Genomic DNA, 24,420 nt, shown 5'->3' on the forward strand with positions numbered 1-24,420 from the left:
AAGACTGACTTTATATCGCTATATGCGCGGTAAATGGCAGCTTAGCATTACGTCCATGCAATGAATCGGCCGGCTTGCCGCAGCGGCCCCGTCTGTCATGAAGGACATTCTGATGATCTATACCGTGGAGTGCAGCTTTGCCGATCCCTACAGCGAAGCCGAGTGGAACCGCTTCTACAGCGTCGATAAATTGCCCGCGCTTATTTCGGTGGCCGGCTTTCGCACGTCGCAGCGCTTCAAGGCATTAAGCGCGGCGTGCCCCGTCTATCTGGCCTTGCACACGATCGACGGGCTGGAGGTTCTGACGGGAGACGAGTATCGCCAGAAGGGCGGCGGCAATTTCGCGAAGTGGCAGCGGCACATCAGCGATTGGCACCGAAATCTGTACGACGGTATCGGCGTTGCACCGGCCGTCAATAAAGACGAACTGCTGGTGCTGTGTGCAACCGGCGCCGAGCCCTTGATTCAGATGGGCCTGACCCCGTCCGCGATGCGAGCAGTGGCGCTGGAGAAGTTTCCGCAGCACCGCTGGATGGCCACGATGCCTGCGCGAAAGGCGCCGCCCGTCGAGTGCCTGGCTGAAGGCGTTTACCTGTATTCGCCGATCACAGAACAACTGACCGGTTCGCGGGCCGTTTGCCCCTTTCCAAGCCAGCAAGCCGGGGCGTACACGGTCACCGCAATCAGCGACGGCTACCTGAGCGCCAGCCTGAGCCTGCTGTCCAATATCGACGCCGACGAAGCCGACAAAATGCAGCACGATGCTGGCGCCACGGACCCTGCTGCCGTGCATATCAACTGCTATCTGGTACGCGGCGCCGGCCGCACCATTCTTATCGACGGTGGCGCGGGGGGCATTAAACAATGGGGCGGCCGGCTGCACGCTAATTTGCGGCTGGCGGGCGTTGAACCGGGCAGCGTCGACACCATTCTGCTTACCCACGCCCATCCCGATCATGTGGGCGGCCTGGTGGACGCCGAAGGGCAAATTGCATTTCCCAATGCGCAAGTGCTGGTCCATCAGCAAGAGCTTGCATTCTGGCAGGACGACGCAAACCTAAGTCGCGCCACTGAGCGCGCGCGCGGCAACTTTCTGATTGCGCGTCAAGTGTTCGACGGCTATCGCGAGACGCTAAGCACGTTCACAGACGGGCAGGTGTTGCCGGGGATTCGCGCGATGCCGTTACCCGGCCACACGGATGGGCATACCGGATATCTGTTTGAATCCGCGAACCAAAGCCTGCTGGTTTGGGGAGACATCGTCCATTTCCCTCATATCCAGATTGAACGGCCGGACGTGTCGATTGCGTTCGATCAGGATCCTACGCTGGCCGCCGCCACGCGCTCGCGGCTGCTGGACATGGTCAGCTCAGAAGAACTGTTGATCGCCGGGATGCACTTGGGGGAATTGGGCTTTGCGCGCATACGGCAAAGCCGCGGACGCTACGGCCTGGATTATGAAACTTAAAGCATGACGCGGACGACAAAGCGGTTGCTGTTGTCCATCCACGCCTTGCCTGTCAGCCATCGCTGCCAACCCAGCTTGCATTGACGTCGTTGTAGGTCTTGGCGCGTTTGCCCGTCAGCATGCTCATTTGTGAAGTCGTACATCCGGCAAGCAGCGCGGGCAGAACAACAAGCAATGCAAGTTTTTTCATTTTGACCGTTACCCCACAGTTCGGTTATTGACGTTTATGGCTCTACAGCTTCGGCGTGATATTTCGACGTGATATTGAATTCGCGCGTCAATTTATCAGAAAGCTTGCCGCCTTGCCGTAAAACAGGCAAACGCAAGGGCATATGCTGCCCAGGCGGCCGGACGATCAGTGAATCTGATCCGAGCCTTGCGGCTGCAATTGCGACAGCCCCTTCCAATCAGGATCCTTGAACACGCGCAGATTGATGGGATAGGCCGGATGCCCGGCCAGGCATTCATTGAACGCCTGCATAAACGCGTCGACGTCATTCGTGTAGTAACGCCACTCTTTCGCGTGATTGCCGGTCAGGCACGCCACCGGCACACCGACGCTGGAATTCTCGAATCCGTTTTCGACGGCTTCTTCAAAATTGTTGGTCGACTTCTTGTCTTCGTCATTGGGCATGCCGGATTCAATGCCCGTATACGGCCAGGAGATAATGATCAGGTTGTCGTTGACTTGGCGATCAGGCGCCGGCGGCAGGCCCGTACGGAATCGCACGACGATTGACAAACCATTGATGCGGGATTCACCCACTGCCCACTGATCGCCTGGAAAAATGCTGCTCATTAAATGAATTCCTGTGCTGGGATCGAACTGATTTGTTCGACACTTCAAGCCCGGAAGTCTATCGCAAGCTGTTTATTGCGGCTGCCGTCACTAGGCCCCGCTACCCGCCAAACGGCTTTGGGCCTGCTGCGCCAAACCGTCTCGCAGCACCTGCGCCGGCCCGCTCATGTCGCGGTCGCGCGACCACACCACGGCAAGCACCGGATCTTCCAGTGACAGCAACCGGCGGGTGACCAGGCCCTGGCGTTCAGCGTAGTGCGCGCCCAGGCTTTCAACGATGGCCACGCCCAGGCCCTCTGCCGCCAAAGCGCAGGCGGCCGACGATTGCGCCACCTCGATAATCGGCCGATAGGGAAGTCCGCGCGACTCCAGCGCATGGCGCGTGGCGCGGCCGGCGGGCAGGGCGGGCGCCAGCACAATGGGGCCGGCGGCGGCTACGTCTTCCAGCGCCATAACCGGCCGACGCGCCCAAGCATGGTTCTTGGGCATGACCGCATGCAAGGCCAAGGGTGCCAGCCGCAGGCTGCTGACGCGGGCGATGTCCGACGGCGCGCCGATGATGATGCCCAGATCGATGCGGTGGTCCACGGCCATTTCGATGATCTCCAGGGCGGTGCCCGCGCGAATGGTCACCGCCACGGCGGGATGTGCGCGGCGCATGCCTGCCATGGCCGCCGGCAGCAGGCTGGACGCGGCAATGGCCACCGCGCCCACGTCCAGCCGCGCCAGCGCGCCTTGCCGAATGTCCACGGCCAAGCGGTCGACGGCCTCGATGCCGGCCAGGGCGTTGAGCACTTCGGGGATCAGTGCGCGCCCCTGGCTGGTGAGGTGCAGGCGGCGGTTCTCGCGGCTGAACAGTGCAAAGCCCAGCCGCGTTTCCATGTCGCGCAACAGCGCGCTGGCGGCAGGCTGCGTCATGTTGACCGAGGCGGCCGCGGCGGTGACGGTGTCGTGCCGATACATGGCGCGCAGCAGCAGCAATTCTCGCCGGTGGAACATATGAATTTCATATGGAAATAGTCAATTCATCTATTTGACCATATGAAGAAGCCGCCGCCAGAATAGCCGGATCGTCTCCCGCCGTGTACCCATTGCGGTTCATTCATCACTACGCCGACCATGCCCGCTAACACCATTGTCTCTGTCGACTGCATCCCGCTACGCCTGCCGTTTCATCACTGGAGCCCGTCGCCGTTGTTCGCCGGCCGTCCGCGCGACAAGCTGGACAGCGCGCTGGTGCGTGTGCAAACCGAGGACGGCACGGTGGCCTGGGGCGAATCGTATTGCGTGGAACCGCGCGCCTTGACGGCGATTTTCCAGACCCTGATCGCCCCGCTGGCCTGCGGGCGCGACGCGGATGACGACACCTTGCTGCCCGGCATGCAACGCACGCTGCACAACCTGGGTCGGTCCGGCCCCGTGGTGCACGCGCTGGCCGGCCTGGACATTGCGCTGTGGGACCTGCGTGCCAAGCGCGCCGGCGTGCCGCTGCACCAATTACTGGGCGGCAAGCGCCGCGAACGCGTGCGCGTCTATGCGTCATTGCTTCAGTACTACGGCAATGCTGAGCGGCTGGATGCCGTCACGACGCGCGCCTTGAACGAGGGCTATACCGAGATCAAGTTGCATGAGCGCACCGCCGATGCGCTGGCTGCCGTGCGCCGCAGCGCGGGGCCGGCCGTGCCGATCATGGTGGACACAAATTGCGCGTGGCTGCCGGACGAGGCCGAGTCCGCCATTGCCGCCATGCTTGCGCATGATCCGTTCTGGATCGAAGAGCCGCTTTGGCCGCCGGAAGATGACCGTGCGCTGGCTCGCTTGAAGCGCGCCTGCAATGTGCCGCTGGCCGTGGGCGAGAACGCCGCCAGCGCCATGGACCTGGAACGCGTCGTGGACAACGAGGCCGCGCAGTATGTGCAGCCCAGCGTCATCAAGCTGGGCCTGACCGCCGCGTGGCGCATCGCGCAGAAGTGCGCGCAAACCAGCGTCGTCTGCGCACCGCAAGTGGCGTTCTTTGGTCCGGGCTTTCTGGCCAGCCTGCATGTGATCGCCGCGCAGCAGACCGAGGTATCGCTGGAACGGCTGTACGTGGAACTTGCCCACGTGCCCTATGCGCACAGCGTGCCCATTGCCGATGGTTGGGTCCACGTGCCGGACGGGCCGGGGCTGGGCGCGGACCCGGAAGCGGCACTCGCCGAAGGACGGTACAGCGCCTGACACGACGTGCGTGATACGGCGCCCCTGATACGAAGCTCCTGATACGAAGCCCCTGATACGAAGCCCCTGATACGAAGCCCCTGATATGAAGCCTCTGATACGAAGCCCCTGATACGAAGCCTCTGATACGAATCCCGTGATACGCATCCCCTGATACGACGATAAGGCGGGCCCAAAGAGGCCGCCTCGAACATATTCCTGGAGACAAACCCCATGCACCCCTCGCGCAGAGCGTTCCTGATCAACGGCATGGCCATGGCAACGGGCGCGGCAGTCCTGCCGTGGACGTTCGCGGCGCGCGCCGCGCAGTATCCCGACAAGCCGGCCCGCCTGATCATCCCGTACCCGCCGGGCGCCGCCACCGACACCCTGGGCCGCATGGCGGGGCAGGTGTACGCGGACGCACTGGGCCAACCCTTCGTCGTGGAAAACCGGGGCGGGGGCGGCACTACGATCGGCACGCGCGCGGTAGCGGTCTCCGCGCCGGACGGCTACACCATCGGCATGGTCGACTCCACATTCACCATCAACCCCGGGCTACTGGGCGACCGCCAGCCCTACGACGCCATCAAGGATTTTGCACCGGTCTCGCTGATGGCGACCGCGCCGTTCGTCATGGTGGTGCATCCGTCCGTCAAAGCGACCGACGTCGCATCCTTTGTCGCGTTGGCCAAGGCGCAGCCGGGCACGCTGTCATTCGGATCGGCGGGCGTGGGCAGCGGCCCGCACCTGGCGGGCGAGCAGCTGCGCCAGCAGGCCGGCGTGGACGTGCTGCACGTGCCGTACCGTGGCGGCGGCACCATCATCACGGACCTGCTGGGCGGCCAGGTGCAGTTCGCCTTCGCCACCGTTCCCACGCTGCTGGAACACATCAAAGGCGGGCGCCTGAGAGCCCTGGCCGTCACCAGCCCCCAGCGCGCCAGCCAGCTACCCGACGTGCCCACGTTCACCGAGGCTGGGCTGCCGGGCGTGGACATTTCGCCATTGTTCGGCGTCATTGCACCGGCCGGCGTGCCGGAACCGATCATCCAGCGTCTGTCTGCAACACTGGCCGAATCCGTGCGCAACGGCGCGCTGCGTGACAAGCTGGCGGGGCTGGGCTTTCAGCCGGTGGGCAGCACGCCGGCGGAATTCGCGCGGCGGATCCGGGACGATGTGGCGAAGTGGACGGCGGTGATCCAGCGGGGCGGGATCAAGGCAGAGTAAGGGGGGGCGTGGGCATTGCGCTTGATGTTGCGGCGATGCATGCGCCTGTCGGCGCTCCGTTGATGAATCCCTAAGACGGTACGGGCCTGCCCAAGCGCTTCCTATGTGGCAGGCCCCCGCCTGAAAAGCCATTCAACCACTGCCGGCCGCAATGCCGGGCTGGGCGGTATCCACCTGCGCGCGGGCCTCGCGGATACTGCGTCCCGGCGGCTGGCCGAACATACGCGCGTACTCTCGCGTGAACTGGTTCACGCTTTCGTAGCCGACGGCATAGGCCGTGGTGCTGATCGCGGCGCCTTGCGCAAGCAGGCGTCGGCGTGCATCCAGCAGGCGTAGCTGCTTCTGAAATTGCAGCGGGGTCAGCGTGGTGATGCTGCGAAAATGCGTATGAAACGCCGACAGGCTCATGCCGGCGGCATGGGCGAGCGTTTCAACGGGCAAGGGCTCCGTGTATCTCTTGCGCAGGATTTCCACGGCGCGCGCAATTCTGTGGGCGTGGCTGTCGGTGACACCCAGCGCGCGAATCGCGCCGCCATGTCGCCCGACCAGTAGCCAGTAGTGCAATTCGCGCACCAACTGGCGGCCCAGCACGGCGATGGGGCCGGGCCGGTCCAGCAATCTAAGCAGGCGTAGCGCTGCCTCGGCCACATCGGCTTCGGTCGTGTCCACGCGCACGGGGTGCTGCGGCTCGGTCGGCAGCGCGTTCATGTCGCTGAGCAGATCCGTGATCACGCCCGCGTCCAATTCCATGACCAAAGCGTAGTAAGGCGCGGCCGCACTGGCTGTGGTGATCTGGCTGATGGTTGGCACGTCCATCGTGATCAGCAAGGATTCGCCCGCGCCAAATTCATAAGTTCGGGCGCCGATCGTCACGCGCTTGCGCCCTTGCAGCACCAGCGCAACCAGCGGTTTGGTGATGGCGTAGTCAAGCGGGGAAGGGGTGGCTTCGCGCAGGATGACCACACCTGCAACGGGCGTGGCCGCGATGCCTTCGCTGTTGACGTGGGCATCGGCATAGCGCGCTGCCACGTGCCGCAAGGCTTCTGTCACGTCGGCATGCCCGGATGCGTCGGCCGCGCGCACGCCAGGTCCGGCAGATTGGGTGGATTGGGCAATCGAGTCCATGGTTCAGGCAAGAACGCGTAGGGGATGCTGCCGGGAAATTGTATGCCCGGACATCAACGTTTTTCTACGAAAACAGAATCAGGCAAGTCGTCAACATGATCGAGCAACCCGTTTCGGGCAGCAACTTCTACGCTGGGGCTTCAACCATTCAGGGGCACTTCATGACGACTATTTCTCTGGTTACCGGCGCCAGCCGAGGGCTGGGCCGCAATACCGCACTCAGCATCGCCCGCCACGGCGGCGACGTCATCATCACTTATCGCGGCGACAAGGCAGCCGCCGACGCGGTGGTTGCCGACATCGCAGCGCTTGGTCGCAAGGCCGTCGCGCTGCAATTGGACACGAGCCAGGTGTCGTCCTTTACTGCCTTCGCAGCCGCCGTGCGCACGGCGTTGGACGGCATCTGGGGCCGCGACAGTCTCGATCACCTGATCAACAACGCCGGCCACGGCGAGATGGCGGACTTTGCGTCCACCACCGAAGCGCAGTTCGACGCGCTTTTTGCGGTGCACGTCAAGGGCGTGTTCTTTCTTACCCAGGCCTTGCTGCCGGTGCTGGCGGACGGCGGGCGCATCGTCAACTTGTCGTCGGGCCTGACCCGCGTATCGTTCCCCGGTTTTTCAGCCTATGCCGCCGCCAAGGGCGCCGTGGAAACGCTGACGGTGTACATGGCCAAGGAACTGGGCAGCCGTGGCATCACCGCCAATGCCGTTGCCCCAGGCGCGATCGAAACCGATTTTCTAGGCGGCGCGGTGCGCGACATGCCCGACTACAACAGCGCCTTCGCCAATATGACCGCGCTGGGCCGGGTAGGTCTGCCCGACGACATCGGCCCGATGATCGCCAGCCTGTTGGGGCCTGACAACCGTTGGGTTAACGGCCAGCGCATCGAGGTATCGGGCGGACAATCGATTTAAACCCCTGCGCCGCTACTGCGACGTCGTCAGGAAGCCGCCAATCAAGCCGACCGTGGATTCGGGGCTCTCTTCCATCAGCCAGTGCCCGGCCCCGGGCACGACTTCCCCGCGCACGTTGGACGCCGCATTGCGCATGACGATCGCCATGTTGTCGCCAAAGGATTTTTCTCCGCCGATGGCCAGTACCGGCATGGCCAGCTTGGTTTTCGACAACGCGACGTTGTCGGCGACGTCGTGCTTGGCGATGGCGTTGAACTGGCGGTCTCAGCCTTGCACAGGCGTACACAACTCGACCAACATGCCGTCGGGGCAGCGCAGGTAAGACACCACCTGACCCCAAGGTTTGGCGGTCGGGGCGCTTAGCTCTGTTGCGCCCCGCGACAAGGCCCGGGCATGGGCGGCGGCCACGTCATCCGTCACAAACGCCACCTCCATGCCCAGCGGCTTGGCCGACGCCGACGCTTCGACGTGCCCGGTGGCGAAGTTCATTGCCCCCAATTCATGCGCCGCGAACGCCAGCGTGGTGGCGCCCGTATCAAGCTCACCGTAGGTTTTTGACTCGTGCAGGAACCGCACCGGAAAACCGAACGCGCCTTCAAAGAACGACAGGGATGCCGCCACGTCAGGCACATAGATGATGGTGTAGCCAAACTTCATGAGGTGTGTCCTTGAAAGCGCTGGGTTAGGGGGGGCGAGCATACTGGAACAGAATAGGCAGTGCTGCTTTCAGACGGGTATTCGGCGGAAGACCGCCCGTACTCGATGCCGAGTAATGACGCCGACGTCAACGCACTGTTAACGGCTTTTCGAAATCACGCCCGTCATGTATTTATTCAAATCGCGAAAGTCCTGAACCGTCCAGGCGTGCGGTGCAATTTTTACGCCGTTCTCTCGCAGCGTCCTCGGAATCAAGTCGCCATTTGGCCGCAAGATCACCGATGAAACGATGACGCCCGGATATTCTTGAAGACGTTTTTTGAACGCCGCAGTGGTCAGGTCGGGGGTGGGGGGATTACTTTTCTGGGCCAATGGCCCGGTGCCCTTGATATCGGCCCCGTGGCACATGGCGCATCGCTGCGTGAAAAGGTTCTTGCCATTGACGTTCTGTGCCATGGAAAGTGGTGCTTGAGTCAGCGCTGCAACGGCTAGCGCAGCAATGCAGATTGCCTTGGATGTCATGTGATGTTGGTGTGGGGGCAGTGCAGATTCGGAAGGCGCCGGATATCTAGAGCGGCCGCGCGTCATGGCGGGCTGCCGTGGCGGGCGGCATTATCGCAGACGGCATGGATTAAAGCGTGTGCCGCGTCCACATAGAACAGCCGATACCCCCATCGGACATTCCTGCTGGCCCGCCGCGCGGTATGACGAGAACATCGTTCATTTCCAAACCTTTACTCAAAGGAAATGAGCATGACCAACCCTCTTGCAGGACAACGCATCGTGGTCGTCGGCGGCGGCTCGGGCATGGGCCTGGCCCTAAGCGCCCGGCTGCTGAGCATGCATTGCGACGTCGTGATCGTGGGCCGATCGCGCGACAAACTGGACGCCGCGGCCACGCAGCTGCAAGCGTTTGGCGAGCCGCGCGTGTGTCAGGCGGACGTGACCCGCGAAGCGCAGGTGCAGCGGCTGTTCGAAGACATCGGCCACGTGGACCACCTGGTCTGCACCGCCGCCGACATCCGGGGCGCCTACGAGCTGCTGCCCGACCTGGCTCTGGACGCGCTGGACCGGGCGATCCGCTCGAAAGTCGTCGCGCCCATCTTGCTGGCCAAGCATGGCGCCGCACGGATGCCGGCGCACGGTTCAATCACGCTGACCTCCGGTATCGCCGCCTATCGACCCCGGCCCAAGGGCGTGGCCGTGGCGGCAATCAATGCCGCCTTGGAAGGGGTGGTGCGCGCGATGGCGGTCGAGCTGGCGCCGTTGCGCGTCAACGCGGTGTCACCGGGATGGGTCCGCACGCCGATCTGGAACGATGTGGCGGGCGCCGACAGTGACGCGTTGCTGGCGTCGATGGCCGAGCGGCTGCCGGTGGGGCGGGTGGGCACCGGCGACGATATCGCCGACGCCATCCTCTTCCTACTTGGCAACGGCTACACGACCGGCACCGTGCTGCACGTCGATGGCGGGCATCGGCTGGTCTGAGCCCAGGGTCGCAAGCCGGATCATCTGGATGAAGGCGGCAGTCTGGCGCGTGGGTTCGCGGTGCAGGGTAAGCAGGCAGATGGGCAGGCCTGCTCCCTGTGTGGCCAACGGCCGCCATACCGGCTGCGACGCCGAGACGGCCGCGCCCACGGCCATCCTGGGCAGGATCGATATTCCCAGGCCGGCGGACACCATCTGCATCAAGGCCGGTACGCTGTCGGCCTCGCCCCGAACGCGGGGCCGCATGGGGGCGTCCTGCAACAGGGCCTCCAGGTATTCCCGATACCGGCAGCCCTGCATCGTGACGATCAGCGGGTAGGCGGCCAGCGCGTGCGGGCGGATTTCGGTTGCGTGCGCCAAGGGATGGCCGGGCGGCAACACGACGCCCGGCCTGTCCCGGGCTATGGTCTCCACGCGGAGCCTAGCGTTGTCGGCCGGCCAGCCGTGCACCAGCCCCAGGTCGGCCGTTGCGTCCAGCACCGCCTGCGCGGTGTCCGAGGAATTTCTTTCCTGGACCGCAACCTGGGTGGCGGGATACAGCTCGGCAAGCTCCAGCAGTTGCGGAACCAGCACGCTGGTGCACAAGGTTTGCGGCGCGGCCACGCGGATAGTGCCCCCCGGATCATCGACGTTGTCGCGAACCTGCCGGAACGCTTCATCGGCCAACGCAAGCAGCTCGCGGGCGCGCGAGGCCAGCCTTTCCCCCGCCGCCGTCAGTTGCAAGCGGTTGTTCTGGCGAATGAACAGCGCGTGACCCACGCTGTCTTCCAGTGCGCGCACCTGCTCCGTCACGCTGGGCTGCGACAGGTGCACGCGTTTGGCGGCTTGCGTGAAGTTCAACGTCTCTGCTGCGGCAATGAAAATCTTCAGCTGTCGTAGTTGGAACATGGGGTGGTCGCGGAGGGATAGGGGAAGGGGGCGGCGGCGCGTCGGCGGTGTCACGCGCGCCGCATGAATTCCAGGAAAGCCTCGGCGGTCAGCGGTCGGCTGATCAGATAGCCTTGAATGCAGTCACAGCCCGCGTCTTTAAGCGCATCGGCCTGGTGTTGGTGTTCCACGCCTTCGGCGATGGTCTTCATGCCCAGCGCGCGGGCAAGGCCGACAATGCTTCGGATGACCGCAGACGCTTTCTCTGACGCCAGCAATTCCCGCACGAACGATCTGTCGATCTTTAGCGCGTCCACGGGAAGGCGGACCAGGTAGCTAAGGCTGGAGTAACCGGCGCCAAAGTCATCCAGCGATGTGGATATGCCGGCGCCTTTCAGCGTAGCCAGCACCGATGTGGCCATGTCGATATCGCCCAGCAGGCCATCTTCCGTGATTTCGATATCCAGCAGGGCGGGGCAGACGCGGTGCCGCCGGGCGGCATCAAGAATGCGATCTGCCAGGCCGGCGTCCAGCAGTTGCCGGGGCGACACGTTCAGGCTGGTCCTGGGCACGGTTACGCCCAATTGTTGCCATACGGCGATATGGCGGCAGACGGCATCGAACAGCCAATCGGCCAGCTGGCCCTCGTAGGAAGAATCAAGCAGCAACGCCAGAAACGCGTCCGGCGTCAGCAAGCCGCGTTGGGGATGACGCCAACGAAGCAGCGCCTCGACGCCAGCCAGGGAGCCGTCGGTCAAGGCAATCTGCGGCTGGAAATGCAGTTCGAACTGGTTGCTTGAAAATGCGGCACGAAACTCCGAGCGCAGTACCACGCGCTCGCGCATGCCCCGGTCCAATGCCGCGTCATACATGCGAACGTGCAGCCCGCCCGAGGACTTTGCGGCGTACATGGCGGTATCCGCCTGGCTCAGCAATGCCTCGGCGGATTCAGGTTTTTCTCCAAGCAGCGCGATACCAATGCTGGCAGAAAGCAATAGCGATCGGCCGCCCGTTTCAAACGGCGCCGCAAGCGTGTCCAGCACTGCCTGCGCACAGGCGTGCGCCGCGTTTTCGGTGGTGTTGCGCAACACCAGAACAAACTCGTCACCGCCTACCCGCGCGGCAAAACAAGTGGGCTCGACCAGGGTGTTCAGCCTGTGGGCAAATGCGCGCAGCATCGCATCGCCGACGGCATGGCCGAATGCGTCGTTGACGTCTTTCATGTGGTCCAGATCGATAAACAGCACCGCTACGCGAGCGCTATTCCGGGCGCCTTTCAACGTGGCGTCGGCGACCGCGCCGGATAGCGTTTCCATGCATTTGCGCCGATTCGGTAAACCGGTCAGATAGTCGTGACCGGCTTCGAATTCCAGTTGTGCCGCCTGCTCTTGTTCGCGCGTGACGTCGCGAAACAGCACCGTGATGCCTTCATCGTGGCGAAACGATCGCGCTTCGAACCAGGTGCGCAGCGGGGCGTAATAAGCGGTGTGGCGACCGGGGACGCCCGTGGCCGCCGTCTGCTGGTAGATCCGGTAATAGCCCGAGTCCACCAGGTCCGGGTAACACTGCCATATGTCGCGCCCCAGCAGGTTGTGCCTATCCTGCTGCAAGTAGCGTTCGGCGGTGTCGTTCAGGTAGGTAAAACGCCACGACTTGTCTATCGACATGAAGCCGTCGCTTAGGCTGTCCAGCATTTCCGCCAGATGTTCCGGCGCGGGCTGGCGCGCGTCGGCGGTGGGCGGTTGGGCGGGGTGTGGGGCGGGGCGTCGTGCCATTGTTGGACCTTCGTTCGCGTCGGACTAGCCAATCATTCCTGTTTCGCAAACCACATCGTCATGCCGGCAACAGCCCGGCCGACCGATAGCCGGCAATCAGCGCATCAAACAGCGCAATGTCGGCGCGACCGCGCGCCATCAGCTGGGCGCCGGCGACTGCCGCGTAAATGGCGCGCGCCCGTCCTTCGGCCTCGTTGGCGGGCACGATGCGCGCCGCTGACAGGCCCTGGGCCAGCCAGTCGACGTTGACGTCCGCAAACGCCTGGACCTCTTTCTTTACCGCTTCGGGCAAGTCGTCGTATTCGGCGGCCATGAAACTGCTCAGGCACATGCGGTTGTCGCTTTCGAGCGACTTGCGGAAGGTTTGGGGATAACGGCGCAGGCAATCGAGCGGATTGTCGCAGGTGGCGGACAGCGCTTGCAGGGCCTCGGCTGAATCCTGCCAGTACCGTCGTGCCACGGCCGCCGCAAGATCGGCCTTGCTGGGGAAGTGGTGGTAGATGCTGGCCCCCTTCATGCCCACGTCCTGCGCCAGGTCGCGCATGTTGAGCCCGCCATAGCCATGCGCCTGGACGATTTTGGTGGCGGCGGCGACAAGCCTGTCGCTGGAGCTTGCGCCTGCGGGATTCTTCAAAGTGACTGCCTCAACGAAGTTTAGGGTTGACGATACAAATTATGCCGCTTAAAGTTCAACCTAACAAACGTTAGGTAGCGCAACGCTTGTTGTAGCCCGTCCACGGATCCATCACGCCCGGGCCAACTAACAATCGTTCGTTAGTCTTTCCGCCGATGACGGCAATCCTGTCTTTCATTCCCACTTTCAACCAGGAACACGCATGAACTCGGAACTTCTTGAAAACGACGCAACAGGGCTGGCCGCCCTGATTCGCAACCGCCAGGTATCGCCCGTTGAAGTGATGCAGGCGCACCTTGATCGCATCGATGCCGTGGATAAAAAGGTGAACGCTGTCGTCACGCTGGCGGGCGATGCGCTCAAGCAGGCCAAGGCCGCCGAAGCCGCCGTGCTGGCAGGCCGGCCGCTGGGCCCGCTGCATGGCGTGCCGTTTACCGCCAAGGATTCGATTGACACCGCCGGAGTCATGACGCAACGGGGTTCGCCCATTTTCCGGGGGCGGCTGCCGGACACCGACGCAACCAGTGTGGCGCGCCTGAAAAGCGCGGGCGGCATTCTGATGGCGAAAACGAATCTGCCCGAATTTTCATACTGGATTGAAAGCGACAACCTGCTAAGCGGTCGTTCCAACAACCCCTGGGATCTTGAACGCACCCCAGGCGGTTCAAGCGGGGGGGAATCCGCGGCGATTGCCGCGGGCATGTCGCCGCTGGGCTTGGGCACCGACCTGGCCATCTCGGTACGGGGGCCCGCCGCCCAGACCGGCATCGTGTCCTTGAAGGCGACGCACGGGCGCGTGCCCATGACGGGCATCTGGCCGCGAGCCCCGCGCCGCTTCTGGCACGTGGGACCCATGGCGCGCAGCATCCGCGACCTGGCGTTGGCATTTTCGCAATTGTCCGGGCCGGACGGGATGGACGCCTTCTCAAGTAGCGCCGCTCCATTTGATGCGGGCCTCGGCGCATCGCCCGGCCGCGCACTGCGGGTCGGCTGGATGGTGGGCCCGGGTTTCGGCCCCGTCGACCCCGAGGTCGCGGGCACCGTCCGCGCGGCGGCCGAAGCGCTCAAGGACGCGGGTTGTGTGGTGGAACCGGTGGGCATTCCCGCCCTTGAACGCGACTTTGCGCTAGACGTGTTCAACCGCCTTCACGTCATGGAAATGAAACCGGCATTCGCGGAGGCCACCGCGGGGCGTGGCTTGGACGAGGTGTACAAGATGGCCAGGACGATGCTTGCGCTGCCCGATACGTCGATGCAGGACTATATCGATGCCGAGCAGGCCGCCGAGCGCTTGCGCGACGGATACGCCGAGTACTTCACGAAGTACGACGCGCTTATCACGCACGTGTTGCCCATTCCCGCGCACAAGCATGGCGTGGATACGTTCACCATCGACGGCCAGACCGTGGACGCCACGTATCTTCAGGGCGCAACCGTCCCGCTCAATGTCACGGGCCTGCCCGGCGTCTCGATGCGGTTCGGGACCAGCAAGGAGGGGATGCCGATCAACGTGCAGCTGGTTGGCAGCTGGCACGCCGAGTCGACCATTCTTCATCTGGCGGCGCAGCTGGAATCGCTTAGCCCGGTTCGTGGCCTGCGCCCCGCCCTCTAAGCCGGCACGGCGCTGAACGCGCGCCAGGCAAGCTCGTGGGGGCGACGTGCCGTTGGCTGCCCGCCGCCACGCCGACGCTCAGCCCGCATACAGATTCGTCAGCGATGCTTTAAGAAAGCCGCCGTCCACCACGATGTCCTGCCCATTCACATAGTGCGATGCGTCGCTGGCCAGAAAGGCCACGGCGCCCGCGATGTCCGAGGGAAGGCCGATGCGTCGCGCGGGGATGTGGGCAACGCGTTTTTGCAGCACGGCGTCGTCGCGGTAGTGCGGTTCCGACAGCGGGGTACGGATCATGCCCGGGCTGATGGCGTTGGCGCGTATGCCCAGGGGGCCCCATTCCACGGCCATCTGCCGGGTCAGCGCTTGCAGGGCGGATTTGGTCGAGCCGTAGGCGCCGACTCGCGTGGGCGTGTTGGCAGAGATTGACGCCACATTGATGATGCTGCCCGCCTGTTGATCGCGCATCAGCGGAAACAGCTGCTGTGCGCACAACAACGCGCCGCGCAGGTTGACGCGAAAGATGCGGTCCCATAAATCGATCGGGAACGCCTCCAGCCCCACGGGCGCGGCGCTGATGGCCGCGTTGTTGACCAGTATGTCGCAGCGCCCGAAGCGCTGCGCCACCTGCGCGGCCATCTCCGCCACCGCGTCCGGCTCTGAAATATCACAGCGCACGTTCAGCAGCCCGTCCGCCCGGGCGTCGGCGTGGCCCGCGTTGACGTCCACCTGCACGACGGCCGCGCCCATCGATTGCAGTTGCCGGCAGATGGCCAGGCCGATGCCGCCGCTGGCGCCTGTGACCACGGCCACGCGGCCTTGCAAGGCGTCGACCGCAAAAGGCGTATTGATAGAGGTGTCCATGCGCGCCGCCTACTTGTTCTTCAGGTCGGCCACTTGCGCCAGGCCTTGCCAGATGACCGCGTCGCGCTTGATCGATGCCGCGAATTCCTTGGCGGAAATGTCCGCGGGAATGATCATGTTCTGGCCTTCGATTTTTTCGCGGACGTCGGCAGTGTGCTGTGCGCGATAGATCTCTGTGTTAAGCCGGTCGATGATCCGCGGCGGCGTGCCCGCCGGCGCAAAAACGCCGTACCAACCGTCGGCTTCAAATTTGTAGCCTTGCTCGGCCAGCGTCGGCACATCCATCGTGGCGGGCCAGCGGCGCGAACCCGTCTGGCCCAGGGCGACCAACTTGCCGCTGCGCATGAACGGAATCGGCGAGGCGATATCCATGAACCCGACGCTGATGGTGTTGGCGATCAGGTCGGTGCTTTCCGTGACCAATTGCTTGTAAGGAACATGCGGCATGTCCAGGCCGTAGTGGGCCTTGATGCCTTCCATGGCCAGGTTGCCGGATGAACCCGTGCCCCACGAACCGTACGCCAGCTTGCCGGGGTTGGCCTTGGCATAGGCAACCATGTCGGCCAGGTTCTTGAAGCCGGTGCTGGGGTTGGCGACCAGCAGGATGCCCGCCGCGCCGACCTGCGCAATCGGCAGCAGGTCTTTGTCCGGGTCGTAAGGCAGCGAGGGAAGCACCACCGGGTTCAGCAAAATGGCGGACGAGGGCGCCAGCAGCAAGGTGTAGCCGTCTGGCGCCGCCTTGGCTACCGTGTCGCACGCAATCATGCCGTTGGCGCCGGGCTTGGATTCCACGACGATGGGCTGGTTAAGCGCCTTGGACAACGGGGCGGCTATCAAGCGGGCAAAAATGTCGCCGCCGGCGCCGGGGGACCCGGCGACTACCAGACGGATAGGGCGGTCGGGCCAATCGCTGGCGGCGGCCAGGGCGTTGACGCCCAGGCCCATCAGCACGCCGCCCAGCAGGATGGCTCGCCGTGTGGGAAGGGGGTGGGTCATGGCTAGTCTCCGGAATATTGGAATTGATGTTTTCAATTCACTTTGATTTGTCAGGAGCTCTAAATTCTAGGTAGCTGCACCGGCTTGGCTATAGCTGAAGCCGCAGATCTGAACTGCATGAATCGGAGGAGTCGCGGGCATGGCCGATGGCGGCGCGCGGTGCCGGCGTGCTGCGTTTTTTGCAGAAGACATCTTCGAATTCTGACGGAATGGATGGGGGGGGGGCTGGATACACTTTCACGGGGACAACTGAAGAAGAGCAAGCCATGCCTTTCACGATTCGCCGCCGTCTGCTGCTGGCAGGCGCGGTGTGCAGCGCACTGTTTTCCTTTGCGGCCGCCGCGCAAACGGCGTATCCGGACAAGCCCGTGCGGCTTGTGGTCCCGTATCCGCCGGGGGCCGCTACCGACGCCATCTCGCGCGCGTTCGCCCAGCAGCTTGGGGCAATCATGGGGCAGCCGGTGGTGGTGGAAAACCGGCCGGGCGCCGGCTCGGCCATCGGCATCATGGCCGTCAAGAACCGGCCCGCCGACGGCTACACCCTGCTGGTGCATGCCGAGGGTTTTTACAGCGCAAAGTTGACGACGCCCGGCGCGAGCTACGCGTTTTCGGACTTCGACATCCTGGCCCCGCTGGCCCAAAGCAGCTACGCCTTCATCGTGCCGGCCGATCGCGGCTGGAACACCTTGCAGGACCTGAAAGGGGCGAAGCGCGAAATGGACATCGGCATTGCGGACCTGGGCATCGGCACCTATTCCACCTTGGCGGCCAGGCTGGCAGCAAGCCTGGGCACGCAATACCGCCCGATTCCCTTCAAGGGCGGGGCCGAAGGGCTGACGGCAATTCTGGGCGGTCAGATCGACGGCTACTTCACCACGATCGGCACCACGCAAACCGTCAAGGACAATCCCCACGTGAAGGTGCTGGCCTACACCGGGCGGCCGGGCAGCGTGAGCCATCTGGCGGGGGTGAAGACGTTTTCCGAGCTTGGTGTGCCCGACATGGTGTTTCACAGCAGCTATAGCGTGGCGGTGCGCAGCGGCATCCCCGAGCCCGTGCGTACGCAGTTGGCCCGCTTCGTCAGGCAGGCCGCGACGTCAACGGCGATGGACAAGGCGCGGCAGGATCTGTATCTGGACGGCTACAGCGGCACCCTGGACGACTACAAGCAAGAGCAACTGCGCTTGTCGGCCGAGTTCGAGGCCAGCGCGAAAGCGCGCAAGCGCGACTGATCGCGCCGGCACATCTTTGCCGGATAACAGCGGGCACATAGACCCAGCAGGCGCGCGGGCAGGCGTATGATTTCAGGCGAAGGACCAGCACCGGCCTGGCGGCGGGCGGCAAGCCCGCGCGCCAGCTTTGCATGCCACATGCTTCGCATCGCCCCGTCTGCCCGCTACGCGGATGGGAAGGAAGGCGTCGCGCCATGGACCATCTGCTTGCTGTCCGCCCGGGTAGTCCCTGCGCCACGGGGCTTCGGGCAGTGTCCCCGTCACTGACGGGTGATCACGATTTCCAGGTATTCACTGGGCACCACCACCCCGGCGTCGCCAGAGCGATTGAACCGGTCTATTTGCGCTATCAGGTCGCTTTCCAGGGCGGCTTGCGCGGCGGGCTCCAGCATGGAGAACGCCTTGAGGACCGGTCCGTAATAGCTTTTGAAGACTTGCAGCCAGTGCGCCGGCGAGCGATATCGGAAAACGAAGTGTCGCGGTTCCGCCTGGATCGCCTTGGCATGTGCGCCGAACATCTCGTCGATACGCGCGCGGGTGCCCCACAGCGCGGGCGATTTGACGCCGGCCGGCGGGGGGACGTGCTTGCCGATCGTCTTGAAAATCTGTCCCACGAAGCCCTCCGGCGTCCAGTTGGCCATGCCGATCTTGCCGCCCGCACGGCAGACACGGACCAATTCGGCGGCGGCCCTGTCCTGGTCGGCCGTGAACATCACGCCGAAGGTGGACATGACGGCGTCGAAGCTGCCGGGCGCGAAAGGCAGGGCTTCGGCGTCGGCTTCCTGAAACTCGATCTTCAGCCGTTCGGCGGCGGCGCGTTCGCGAGCTCGGCTCAACAGCGCGGGCACATAGTCGGTGGCGACGACCTCGCACCAACGCCGCGCCGCTGCCAGCGACGCATTGCCGTTACCGGCCGCCACATCCAGCACTTTTTGCCCGGCGCGCACATCCATGGCCTCGCACAGTTGTTCGCCGACGATCTGAAGCGTGGTGCCGACCACGGCATAGTCGCCGGAGGACCAGGTGGCTTGCTGGCGGGTTTTCACGGCCGCCAGATCGGGCGGCGCGGCTGCCGGCGCAAGAGGAACGGCGGCAATATCGGTTGGGGACATAGCTTGACTCCATTGACACAAGGTGAAGGCGCGGGCGGATATCGCCGACGCGGTGCCGATGCGCGGGCGAAAGGCTGTTCGGGTAGCGCGCGATCGGGACTCAACCGTAGAGCGGGCGCGTGGAGGCCAACGTGGTAGCCAGCGTGGAATTCGAGGCGACCGGGGGGGAGGGTATTCCCCAGAGCGGCGCCATTTATATCCAGCTGCTGGGGCCGATGGCGATCCGCCGCGCGGGCGTGGCCCTGCCGCTGCCGCCATCGCGCAAGCTGCGCGCGCTGGTGGCATACCTGGCGCTGGCCACGCACCCGGTGTCCCGGGCATATCTTTGCGAACTGCTCTGGGACCTGCCGAACGATCCGCGCGGCGAGCTTCGTGGGTGCCTCAGCAAGGCGCGCGCGTTGCTGGACGACGCGGACCAACGCCGCGTGCAGGCCGCGCAAGACAGCGTGATGCTGGACCTGCGCGACTGCCACGTGGATGTGGTCGACATTGAAGGGGCGATGCGGCAGGGCATCGGCAACGTGGGCGTGGAACCGTTGCGCGCGATGGCAGCGCTGTTCGTCGGGGAATTCCTGGAGGGGCTGCACATCCGGTCCTGCCCGATGTTCGATAGCTGGCTGGTGGCGCAGCGGCGGCGGTTCCGGTCATGCCAGGCCGCGGTGTTGGAACATTTGGCGGCGCTGCTGCCGGACGGCTCTGAAGAGCGCTACGACTGCCTGGACAAATGGTTGCGCCTGGCGCCGTTCGATCGCCACGCGCACATGCTGATGCTGCAATCGCTCAGCGCGCGAAACCAGCTTCGCGAAGGCGAAGAGCACGTGGCCGCCGCGATTCGCGCGTTTGAAGACGAAGGGCTGGACTGGCGACCGTTGCGCGATGCGTGGGGCCAATTGAGGCGGCAATTGGGGCGGACGCCATCCGACCCGCCTGAACCGCCGGCTGGCTTGCGCAGGGCGGTGCTTGCCGAGCAGGCAGAAAGCAGCAAGGATCACACCGGTCGTGCCTCGATTGCCGTGATGCCGTTCGCGGACGCGTCCGCACCTGGCGGGGTGCGGGGCGGCCTGGGCGATGGCCTGGCTTACGACATCATCACGCGATTGGCAAAGCTGCGTAGCCTGTTCGTCATTGCGCAGGGAACCGTGTTTGCCCTGGATCAGCGCAGCGTGGGGCCGGAAGAGGCCGGCCGAACGCTGAATGTGGACTTCGTGGTCAGCGGCTTGCTGCGACGGCACGCCAATCGCATCATTGTTGACGTGGCGCTGGTCGAGGCGCGCACCGCGCGTATCGTTTGGGCGGAAACGTTCGATCACGCGATGGACGACGCCTTTGTGGCGCTGGACGACATCGGCAACCGGATCGTCGCCTCGGTCGACATCGAAATTGAATCCGCCGAGCGCGAGCGCGCCATTCTTACGCCGCCGAATTCGCTGGACGCCTGGTCGGCCCATCATCGCGGCCTGTGGCACATGTACCGGTTCAACCAGGCGGATAACGCGCGGGCAAGGCATTTCTTCGAGTTGGCGCTGCGGCTGGATCCCACGTATTCGCGGGCGTACGCTGGGCTGTCGTTCACGCATTGGCAGGACGCATTCCAACGTTGGGGCGACCAGAATTTGGCGGTCGACCTGGCGTACCAAGCCGCGGGCCAGAGCCTGATTGCCGACGACCGGGACCCCGCGGCGCATTGGGCCATGGGTCGGGCGCTGTGGCTGCGCGGCAGCCAGGAGCCATCACTGTCGGAATTGCAGCGCGCCGTGGACCTGAGCCCGAACTTTGCGTTGGGCCACTACACCTTGGGTTTTGTCCATTGCCAATCGGGCGACGCGCAGGCGGCGATTGGCTCTGCCGATCATTCGCGCCATCTGAGCCCCTTCGATCCCTTGATGTTCGGCATGCTGGCGGTTCGCGCGCTGGCTTTGGTGCGGTTGGGCCGGGTCGCCGAGGCCGCCGACTGGGCGGTCAAGGCGGCCATGCGTCCCAACGCCCACGTGCACATCCTGGCTATCGCCGCGCATTGCCTGGCACTGGCTGACAGGCAGGACGAGGCGCGGGCGTTTGTGGCGACGATACACAAGGCGAACCCCGCTTACGGCATTTCAAATTTTCTGAACGCGTTCCGCCTGACGCCCGACACGCAAGCCCTGTTCAAGAATGCCGCCAGGCGAATCGGCTTCGAGTGACGCACGCAGAATGCACGCGGGCCTGCGCGCCACCATCGGACGATGGCAACGCGCGGGCGCCCGAATCTTCAGCCCGGGCTTACTTCCCGTTCGCGCCCACCAGCACCGGTTTGTCCCGATACTTCTGGGGGAAGGTCTTCGCCAGATTTTCCACCTTGGGCACGTCGTTCAACACGATGTACATGCTGTTGGGATTGCGCACCAGGTAATCCTGGTGATAGCCCTCGGCCGGGTAGAACGCTTGCAACGGTTCCACGGTGGTGGCCAGCGGCTTGGAATACACGCCGGTCTTGTTCAGCTGCGCGATATACGCTTCGGCCACCTTGCGCTGCCCGTCATTCGCCGGGAACACCGTGGAACGATATTGCGTGCCACGGTCGGGGCCCTGGCGGTTCAGTTGCGTGGGGTCGTGCGCGACGGAAAAATAGATTTGCAGCAGTTGCCCGTAGCTGACCTGCTTGGGGTCATAGGTAATTTCCACCGCTTCGGCGTGGCCCGAGCGGCCGCCGCTGACGGTGTCGTAGTTGGCCGTGTCGGCCTTGCCGCCGGCGTAGCCGGAGACGGCGTTGCTGACGCCTTTGACATGCTGGAACACGGCCTGCACGCCCCAGAAGCAGCCGCCGGCGATGACGGCTTTTTCTTGCGTGGCGGCGGCGGGCGTTTCGTCGACAGACGGGGCGGGGATGATGAACGCGGTTTCGGCGGCGCGGGACGCACCCGCGCCCGCCGCCAGCAGGCCGCAGGCGGCGGCAAGGGCGGCGCAGAATTTTTTGGCTTGGAAGTTCATGGTCAGAAGGTTCCTGGAAAGGGGAGCCGGCGCGCCTCAACCCTGTGCGGCAAAGGTCATGGCGACGCCGTTCATGCAATAGCGCAAGCCGGTGGGGCGGGGGCCGTCGTCGAAGACGTGGCCCAGGTGCCCACCGCAGTTGGCGCAGTGCACGGCGGTGCGGACCATGCCAAAGCCGGTGTCGCGGGTTTCGCCCACGGCGTTGGGCAGCGGCTGCCAGAAGCTGGGCCAGCCGGTGCGGCTGTCAAATTTGGTGCTGGACGAGAACAGGTGCTGCTCGCAGCCGGCGCACGAAAACGTGCCGGTGCGGTGTTCGTCGTTCAGCGGGCTGGTGTAAGGGCGTTCGGTGCCTTCGCGGCGCAACACCTGGTATTGCGCGGGCGTCAGCCGGGCGCGCCATTGCGCGTCGGTCAACGCATAGGGAAAGGACGCGGCGGTGCTTGGGCCGGCCGAGGCGTTGCGCGGGGTCAGCCAGGGGGCAAGACCCGCGGCAAGCGCGGCGGCGCCGCCCAGCGTCAGGAAGTGTCTGCGGTTCAAAGTCATGGCGTGGCTCCGTCAAAAATGCGGCATGCCGGGCGCGGGCCTATTCGGCGGCCCGCGCGCGCGGCCTGCTGCGCTTACTTGCTCATTCCGTCCTTGGACATCGAATCCTTCTTCATGCCGTCGTGCGACATGCCGTCCTTGGACATGCCGCCTTTGGACATGCCGTCCTTCGCCATGCCGTCCTTGGCCATCCCGTCCTTGGCCATGCCGTCTTTCGCCATGCCGTCCTTGGCCATCCCATCCTTTGCCATGCCATCCTTGGCCATGCCGTCCTTGGACATCGAGCTCTTGCTCATGCCGTCTTTGCTCATGTTGTCCTTGCCCATGGTGTCGGCGGCGTGCGCGGCGACGGCGCCGAATGCCAGGCACAGGGAGAAAGCGGCGGTGGTGATTTTCTTCATGATGCGTTCCTTTGATGGAGGGGGTAAGACAGGAATTTCACCTAGCTTCCGCCGAACCAGTTATAGCCCTGGTCCTCCCAGTAACCGCCTGGGTAGGTGTTGGTGACAAAAATGGCCTGTATGTGCTTGGGGTTCTTGTAGCCAAGCTTGGTAGGCATGCGCAGCTTCATGGGGAAGCCGTACTCGGGGGGCAGCGTCTTGCCGTCGTAGGTCAGCGCCAGGATGGTCTGCGGGTGCAGCGCCGTGGGCATGTCGATGCTGGTGTAGTAGTCGTCCGAACACTTGAAGCCCACGTACTTGGCGGTCAGGTCCGCGCCCACGCGTTTCAGAAAGGTGGAGAAGGGCACGCCGCCCCATTTGCCGATGGCGCTCCAGCCTTCCACGCAAATGTGCCGCGTGACCTGGTCGACCTGGGCCATGGCGCGCAGTTCTTCCAGGCGCCATTGGCGCTTGTCGGCCACCATGCCGGTCACTTCCAGGCGGAACGATTCCTCGTCCACGTGGCGCACTTCGTCAATGCCGTAATACGCGTTGAAGGGAAACGGCCGGGTAATCATGGATTCCGGATAGGTGGGCGCGAGCTTGTTCGGGTCGAACAGCCAGCCTTGCACGCGGTCGTTAAAGCGCGAGACCGACGTCAAGGCCTTTTCCACGTTTTCATCATCGGACAGCGAACACCCGGACAACATCGCCACGCCACCCAGCGTCAGGCTGTTGCGCAGGAAGGCGCGGCGCGACGGCTGCTCGACGCGTCGGGCAAGCAGGTTCCTGGCTTCTTTCAGAATGGCCGCGCCGTCCAGGCCCAGCAGAGACAAGCGTCTTTTTTGGCTCACGTCGGGCTCCTTATTTGCCGCGGATCATGGCGATCAGGCTACGGGGCACCAGCGCCACCATCACCAGGTGCACGGCCACGAACGCCACCAGCAGCGCCATCGCAAAAAAGTGGATGCGGCGGGCGAATTCATAGCCGCCCATCAGGTCGCGCAGCACGCTAAATTGCACCGACTTCCACAGCACCAGGCCCGACAGCACCAGCACCACGATGTCAACCATGACGAACAGGTAGGCCAGCTTCTGCACCTGGTTGTAGTGGCGCAGGTCGTTGTGCGACAGCTTGCCGTGCAGCGCGGCGCTCAGGTCCGTGGCCACGCCACGCGGGCTGACGGGGAAGAATTTGCGCCGCAACCGGCCGGTGGCCAGGTTCAGCGTCAGGTACAGCAGGCCATTGAAAAACAGCAGCCACATGCCGGCAAAGTGCCATTGCAGCGCGCCGCCCAGCCAGCCGCCCAGGGTGATGTTGTTGGGAAAGGCAAAGTCGAAGAACGGGGCGGCGTTATAAATGCGCCATCCGCTCATCACCATCAGCACCACCGCCAGCGCGTTCAGCCAGTGCATCACGCGCAGCCAGCCGGGGTGGATGACGCCGGGTGGCCGGGCGGCGGGGGAAATGTGGGGGGCGGGGCTTGCCAACATGGCGGGTCTCCGGGGCGGGGTGCTGTCGTTGGAGCCATTCTTGTCCCTGGCCGATATCGAAGTCCTC

At 64.2% G+C, this 24,420-nt stretch carries 26 protein-coding genes and 1 pseudogene; 9 read left to right on the forward strand and 18 right to left on the reverse strand.

The genetic code is table 11. The features are described from left to right. Positions 1-112: 112 nt before the first annotated feature. Positions 113-622: pseudogene (locus tag ACNPP0_RS09875) on the forward strand (sugar ABC transporter); the annotation flags it as partial. Further along, positions 617-1,468, forward strand: coding sequence for an MBL fold metallo-hydrolase (locus ACNPP0_RS09880; RefSeq protein ID WP_448705811.1), 852 nt, complete (start codon positions 617-619; stop codon positions 1,466-1,468). The pseudogene ACNPP0_RS09875 and the gene ACNPP0_RS09880, both read left to right, overlap by 6 nt. A 52-nt stretch (positions 1,469-1,520) precedes the next feature. Here the strand turns inward: ACNPP0_RS09880 and ACNPP0_RS09885 are convergent, their stop codons facing one another. The 3 genes from ACNPP0_RS09885 to ACNPP0_RS09895 form a co-directional block, all read right to left on the reverse strand. Continuing rightward, positions 1,521-1,658 carry a hypothetical protein gene (locus tag ACNPP0_RS09885; protein ID WP_448705757.1) on the reverse strand — a complete coding sequence of 46 codons (138 nt, stop codon included), beginning with the start codon at positions 1,656-1,658 and terminating at the stop codon, positions 1,521-1,523. A 165-nt stretch (positions 1,659-1,823) separates the two neighbouring features. After that, entirely contained in the window at positions 1,824-2,267 is a 444-nt protein-coding gene (locus ACNPP0_RS09890) for a DUF695 domain-containing protein (RefSeq protein ID WP_104145247.1), read from the reverse strand. 90 nt (positions 2,268-2,357) lie between these two features. Then, a complete protein-coding gene (locus ACNPP0_RS09895) occupies positions 2,358-3,266 on the reverse strand; it encodes a LysR family transcriptional regulator (RefSeq protein WP_332608430.1) in 909 nt (302 codons plus the stop codon). Between the two features lie 120 nt (positions 3,267-3,386). Here ACNPP0_RS09895 and ACNPP0_RS09900 point away from each other — a divergent pair, with 120 nt between their 5' ends. Further along, complete coding sequence (locus ACNPP0_RS09900; RefSeq protein ID WP_448705758.1) at positions 3,387-4,484, forward strand: mandelate racemase/muconate lactonizing enzyme family protein; 1,098 nt, start codon at positions 3,387-3,389, stop codon at positions 4,482-4,484. Between the two features lie 213 nt (positions 4,485-4,697). After that, the gene (locus ACNPP0_RS09905; RefSeq protein ID WP_448705759.1) at positions 4,698-5,690 is read left to right on the forward strand and encodes a Bug family tripartite tricarboxylate transporter substrate binding protein; all 993 of its coding nucleotides are present in this window, start codon (positions 4,698-4,700) and stop codon (positions 5,688-5,690) included. A gap of 132 nt (positions 5,691-5,822) precedes the next feature. Here ACNPP0_RS09905 and ACNPP0_RS09910 read toward each other — a convergent pair whose 3' ends face one another. Further along, positions 5,823-6,815: an AraC family transcriptional regulator gene (locus tag ACNPP0_RS09910; RefSeq protein ID WP_448705760.1), complete on the reverse strand. Its 993-nt coding sequence runs from the start codon at positions 6,813-6,815 to the stop codon at positions 5,823-5,825. 161 nt (positions 6,816-6,976) lie between these two features. On the opposite strand from ACNPP0_RS09910, the gene ACNPP0_RS09915 reads away from it, so the two are divergent. Continuing rightward, positions 6,977-7,732: an SDR family NAD(P)-dependent oxidoreductase gene (locus ACNPP0_RS09915; protein WP_448705761.1), complete on the forward strand. Its 756-nt coding sequence runs from the start codon at positions 6,977-6,979 to the stop codon at positions 7,730-7,732. A gap of 12 nt (positions 7,733-7,744) precedes the next feature. On the opposite strand, the gene ACNPP0_RS09920 is transcribed toward ACNPP0_RS09915, so the two are convergent. The 3 genes from ACNPP0_RS09920 to ACNPP0_RS09930 form a co-directional block, all read right to left on the reverse strand. Beyond that, a complete protein-coding gene (locus tag ACNPP0_RS09920; protein ID WP_448705762.1) occupies positions 7,745-7,945 on the reverse strand; it encodes an alpha/beta fold hydrolase in 201 nt (66 codons plus the stop codon). Positions 7,946-7,996: 51 nt separating this feature from the next. Then, entirely contained in the window at positions 7,997-8,389 is a 393-nt protein-coding gene (locus ACNPP0_RS09925) for a VOC family protein (RefSeq protein ID WP_332608425.1), read from the reverse strand. A gap of 138 nt (positions 8,390-8,527) precedes the next feature. Then, positions 8,528-8,911: a c-type cytochrome gene (locus ACNPP0_RS09930; protein WP_332608424.1), complete on the reverse strand. Its 384-nt coding sequence runs from the start codon at positions 8,909-8,911 to the stop codon at positions 8,528-8,530. 231 nt (positions 8,912-9,142) lie between these two features. Here ACNPP0_RS09930 and ACNPP0_RS09935 point away from each other — a divergent pair, with 231 nt between their 5' ends. Further along, positions 9,143-9,877, forward strand: coding sequence for an SDR family oxidoreductase (locus tag ACNPP0_RS09935; protein ID WP_332608423.1), 735 nt, complete (start codon positions 9,143-9,145; stop codon positions 9,875-9,877). Here ACNPP0_RS09935 and ACNPP0_RS09940 read toward each other — a convergent pair. The 3 genes from ACNPP0_RS09940 to ACNPP0_RS09950 are packed head-to-tail and all read right to left on the reverse strand — an operon-like array spanning position 9,812 to position 13,153. Next, positions 9,812-10,765: a LysR family transcriptional regulator gene (locus ACNPP0_RS09940; protein ID WP_448705763.1), complete on the reverse strand. Its 954-nt coding sequence runs from the start codon at positions 10,763-10,765 to the stop codon at positions 9,812-9,814. The genes ACNPP0_RS09935 and ACNPP0_RS09940 overlap by 66 nt on opposite strands. A 50-nt stretch (positions 10,766-10,815) precedes the next feature. Further along, positions 10,816-12,519: a putative bifunctional diguanylate cyclase/phosphodiesterase gene (locus ACNPP0_RS09945; protein ID WP_332608421.1), complete on the reverse strand. Its 1,704-nt coding sequence runs from the start codon at positions 12,517-12,519 to the stop codon at positions 10,816-10,818. 58 nt (positions 12,520-12,577) lie between these two features. After that, positions 12,578-13,153 (reverse strand): TetR/AcrR family transcriptional regulator, encoded by a 576-nt coding sequence (locus ACNPP0_RS09950; protein WP_448705764.1) that lies wholly within the window; start codon positions 13,151-13,153, stop codon positions 12,578-12,580. Positions 13,154-13,355: 202 nt separating this feature from the next. Between ACNPP0_RS09950 and ACNPP0_RS09955 the strand changes: the two genes are divergently transcribed. After that, a complete protein-coding gene (locus ACNPP0_RS09955; protein ID WP_448705765.1) occupies positions 13,356-14,765 on the forward strand; it encodes an amidase in 1,410 nt (469 codons plus the stop codon). 78 nt (positions 14,766-14,843) lie between these two features. On the opposite strand, the gene ACNPP0_RS09960 is transcribed toward ACNPP0_RS09955, so the two are convergent. After that, positions 14,844-15,629: an SDR family NAD(P)-dependent oxidoreductase gene (locus tag ACNPP0_RS09960; protein ID WP_448705766.1), complete on the reverse strand. Its 786-nt coding sequence runs from the start codon at positions 15,627-15,629 to the stop codon at positions 14,844-14,846. 9 nt (positions 15,630-15,638) lie between these two features. Beyond that, positions 15,639-16,625 carry a Bug family tripartite tricarboxylate transporter substrate binding protein gene (locus ACNPP0_RS09965; RefSeq protein ID WP_332608417.1) on the reverse strand — a complete coding sequence of 329 codons (987 nt, stop codon included), beginning with the start codon at positions 16,623-16,625 and terminating at the stop codon, positions 15,639-15,641. Between the two features lie 266 nt (positions 16,626-16,891). On the opposite strand from ACNPP0_RS09965, the gene ACNPP0_RS09970 reads away from it, so the two are divergent. Further along, positions 16,892-17,857 carry a tripartite tricarboxylate transporter substrate binding protein gene (locus ACNPP0_RS09970; protein WP_448705767.1) on the forward strand — a complete coding sequence of 322 codons (966 nt, stop codon included), beginning with the start codon at positions 16,892-16,894 and terminating at the stop codon, positions 17,855-17,857. 260 nt (positions 17,858-18,117) lie between these two features. Here ACNPP0_RS09970 and ACNPP0_RS09975 read toward each other — a convergent pair whose 3' ends face one another. Continuing rightward, a complete protein-coding gene (locus ACNPP0_RS09975) occupies positions 18,118-18,969 on the reverse strand; it encodes a class I SAM-dependent methyltransferase (RefSeq protein ID WP_332608415.1) in 852 nt (283 codons plus the stop codon). A 119-nt stretch (positions 18,970-19,088) separates the two neighbouring features. Between ACNPP0_RS09975 and ACNPP0_RS09980 the strand changes: the two genes are divergently transcribed. After that, the gene (locus tag ACNPP0_RS09980) at positions 19,089-21,149 is read left to right on the forward strand and encodes a transcriptional regulator (protein WP_448705768.1); all 2,061 of its coding nucleotides are present in this window, start codon (positions 19,089-19,091) and stop codon (positions 21,147-21,149) included. Between the two features lie 79 nt (positions 21,150-21,228). Here the strand turns inward: ACNPP0_RS09980 and msrA are convergent, their stop codons facing one another. From msrA to ACNPP0_RS10005, 5 genes are all read right to left on the reverse strand, one after another. Then, entirely contained in the window at positions 21,229-21,936 is a 708-nt protein-coding gene (gene msrA / locus ACNPP0_RS09985; protein ID WP_448705769.1) for a peptide-methionine (S)-S-oxide reductase MsrA, read from the reverse strand. A gap of 36 nt (positions 21,937-21,972) precedes the next feature. After that, entirely contained in the window at positions 21,973-22,479 is a 507-nt protein-coding gene (gene msrB, locus ACNPP0_RS09990; RefSeq protein WP_332608412.1) for a peptide-methionine (R)-S-oxide reductase MsrB, read from the reverse strand. 74 nt (positions 22,480-22,553) lie between these two features. Further along, complete coding sequence (locus ACNPP0_RS09995; protein ID WP_448705770.1) at positions 22,554-22,880, reverse strand: pentapeptide MXKDX repeat protein; 327 nt, start codon at positions 22,878-22,880, stop codon at positions 22,554-22,556. Between the two features lie 41 nt (positions 22,881-22,921). Continuing rightward, positions 22,922-23,713: a molybdopterin-dependent oxidoreductase gene (locus ACNPP0_RS10000; protein WP_448705771.1), complete on the reverse strand. Its 792-nt coding sequence runs from the start codon at positions 23,711-23,713 to the stop codon at positions 22,922-22,924. 10 nt (positions 23,714-23,723) lie between these two features. After that, entirely contained in the window at positions 23,724-24,353 is a 630-nt protein-coding gene (locus tag ACNPP0_RS10005) for a cytochrome b/b6 domain-containing protein (protein WP_448705772.1), read from the reverse strand. Between the last annotated feature and the right edge of the window lie 67 nt (positions 24,354-24,420).

It is taken from the genome of Achromobacter semiaridum (assembly GCF_053543755.1).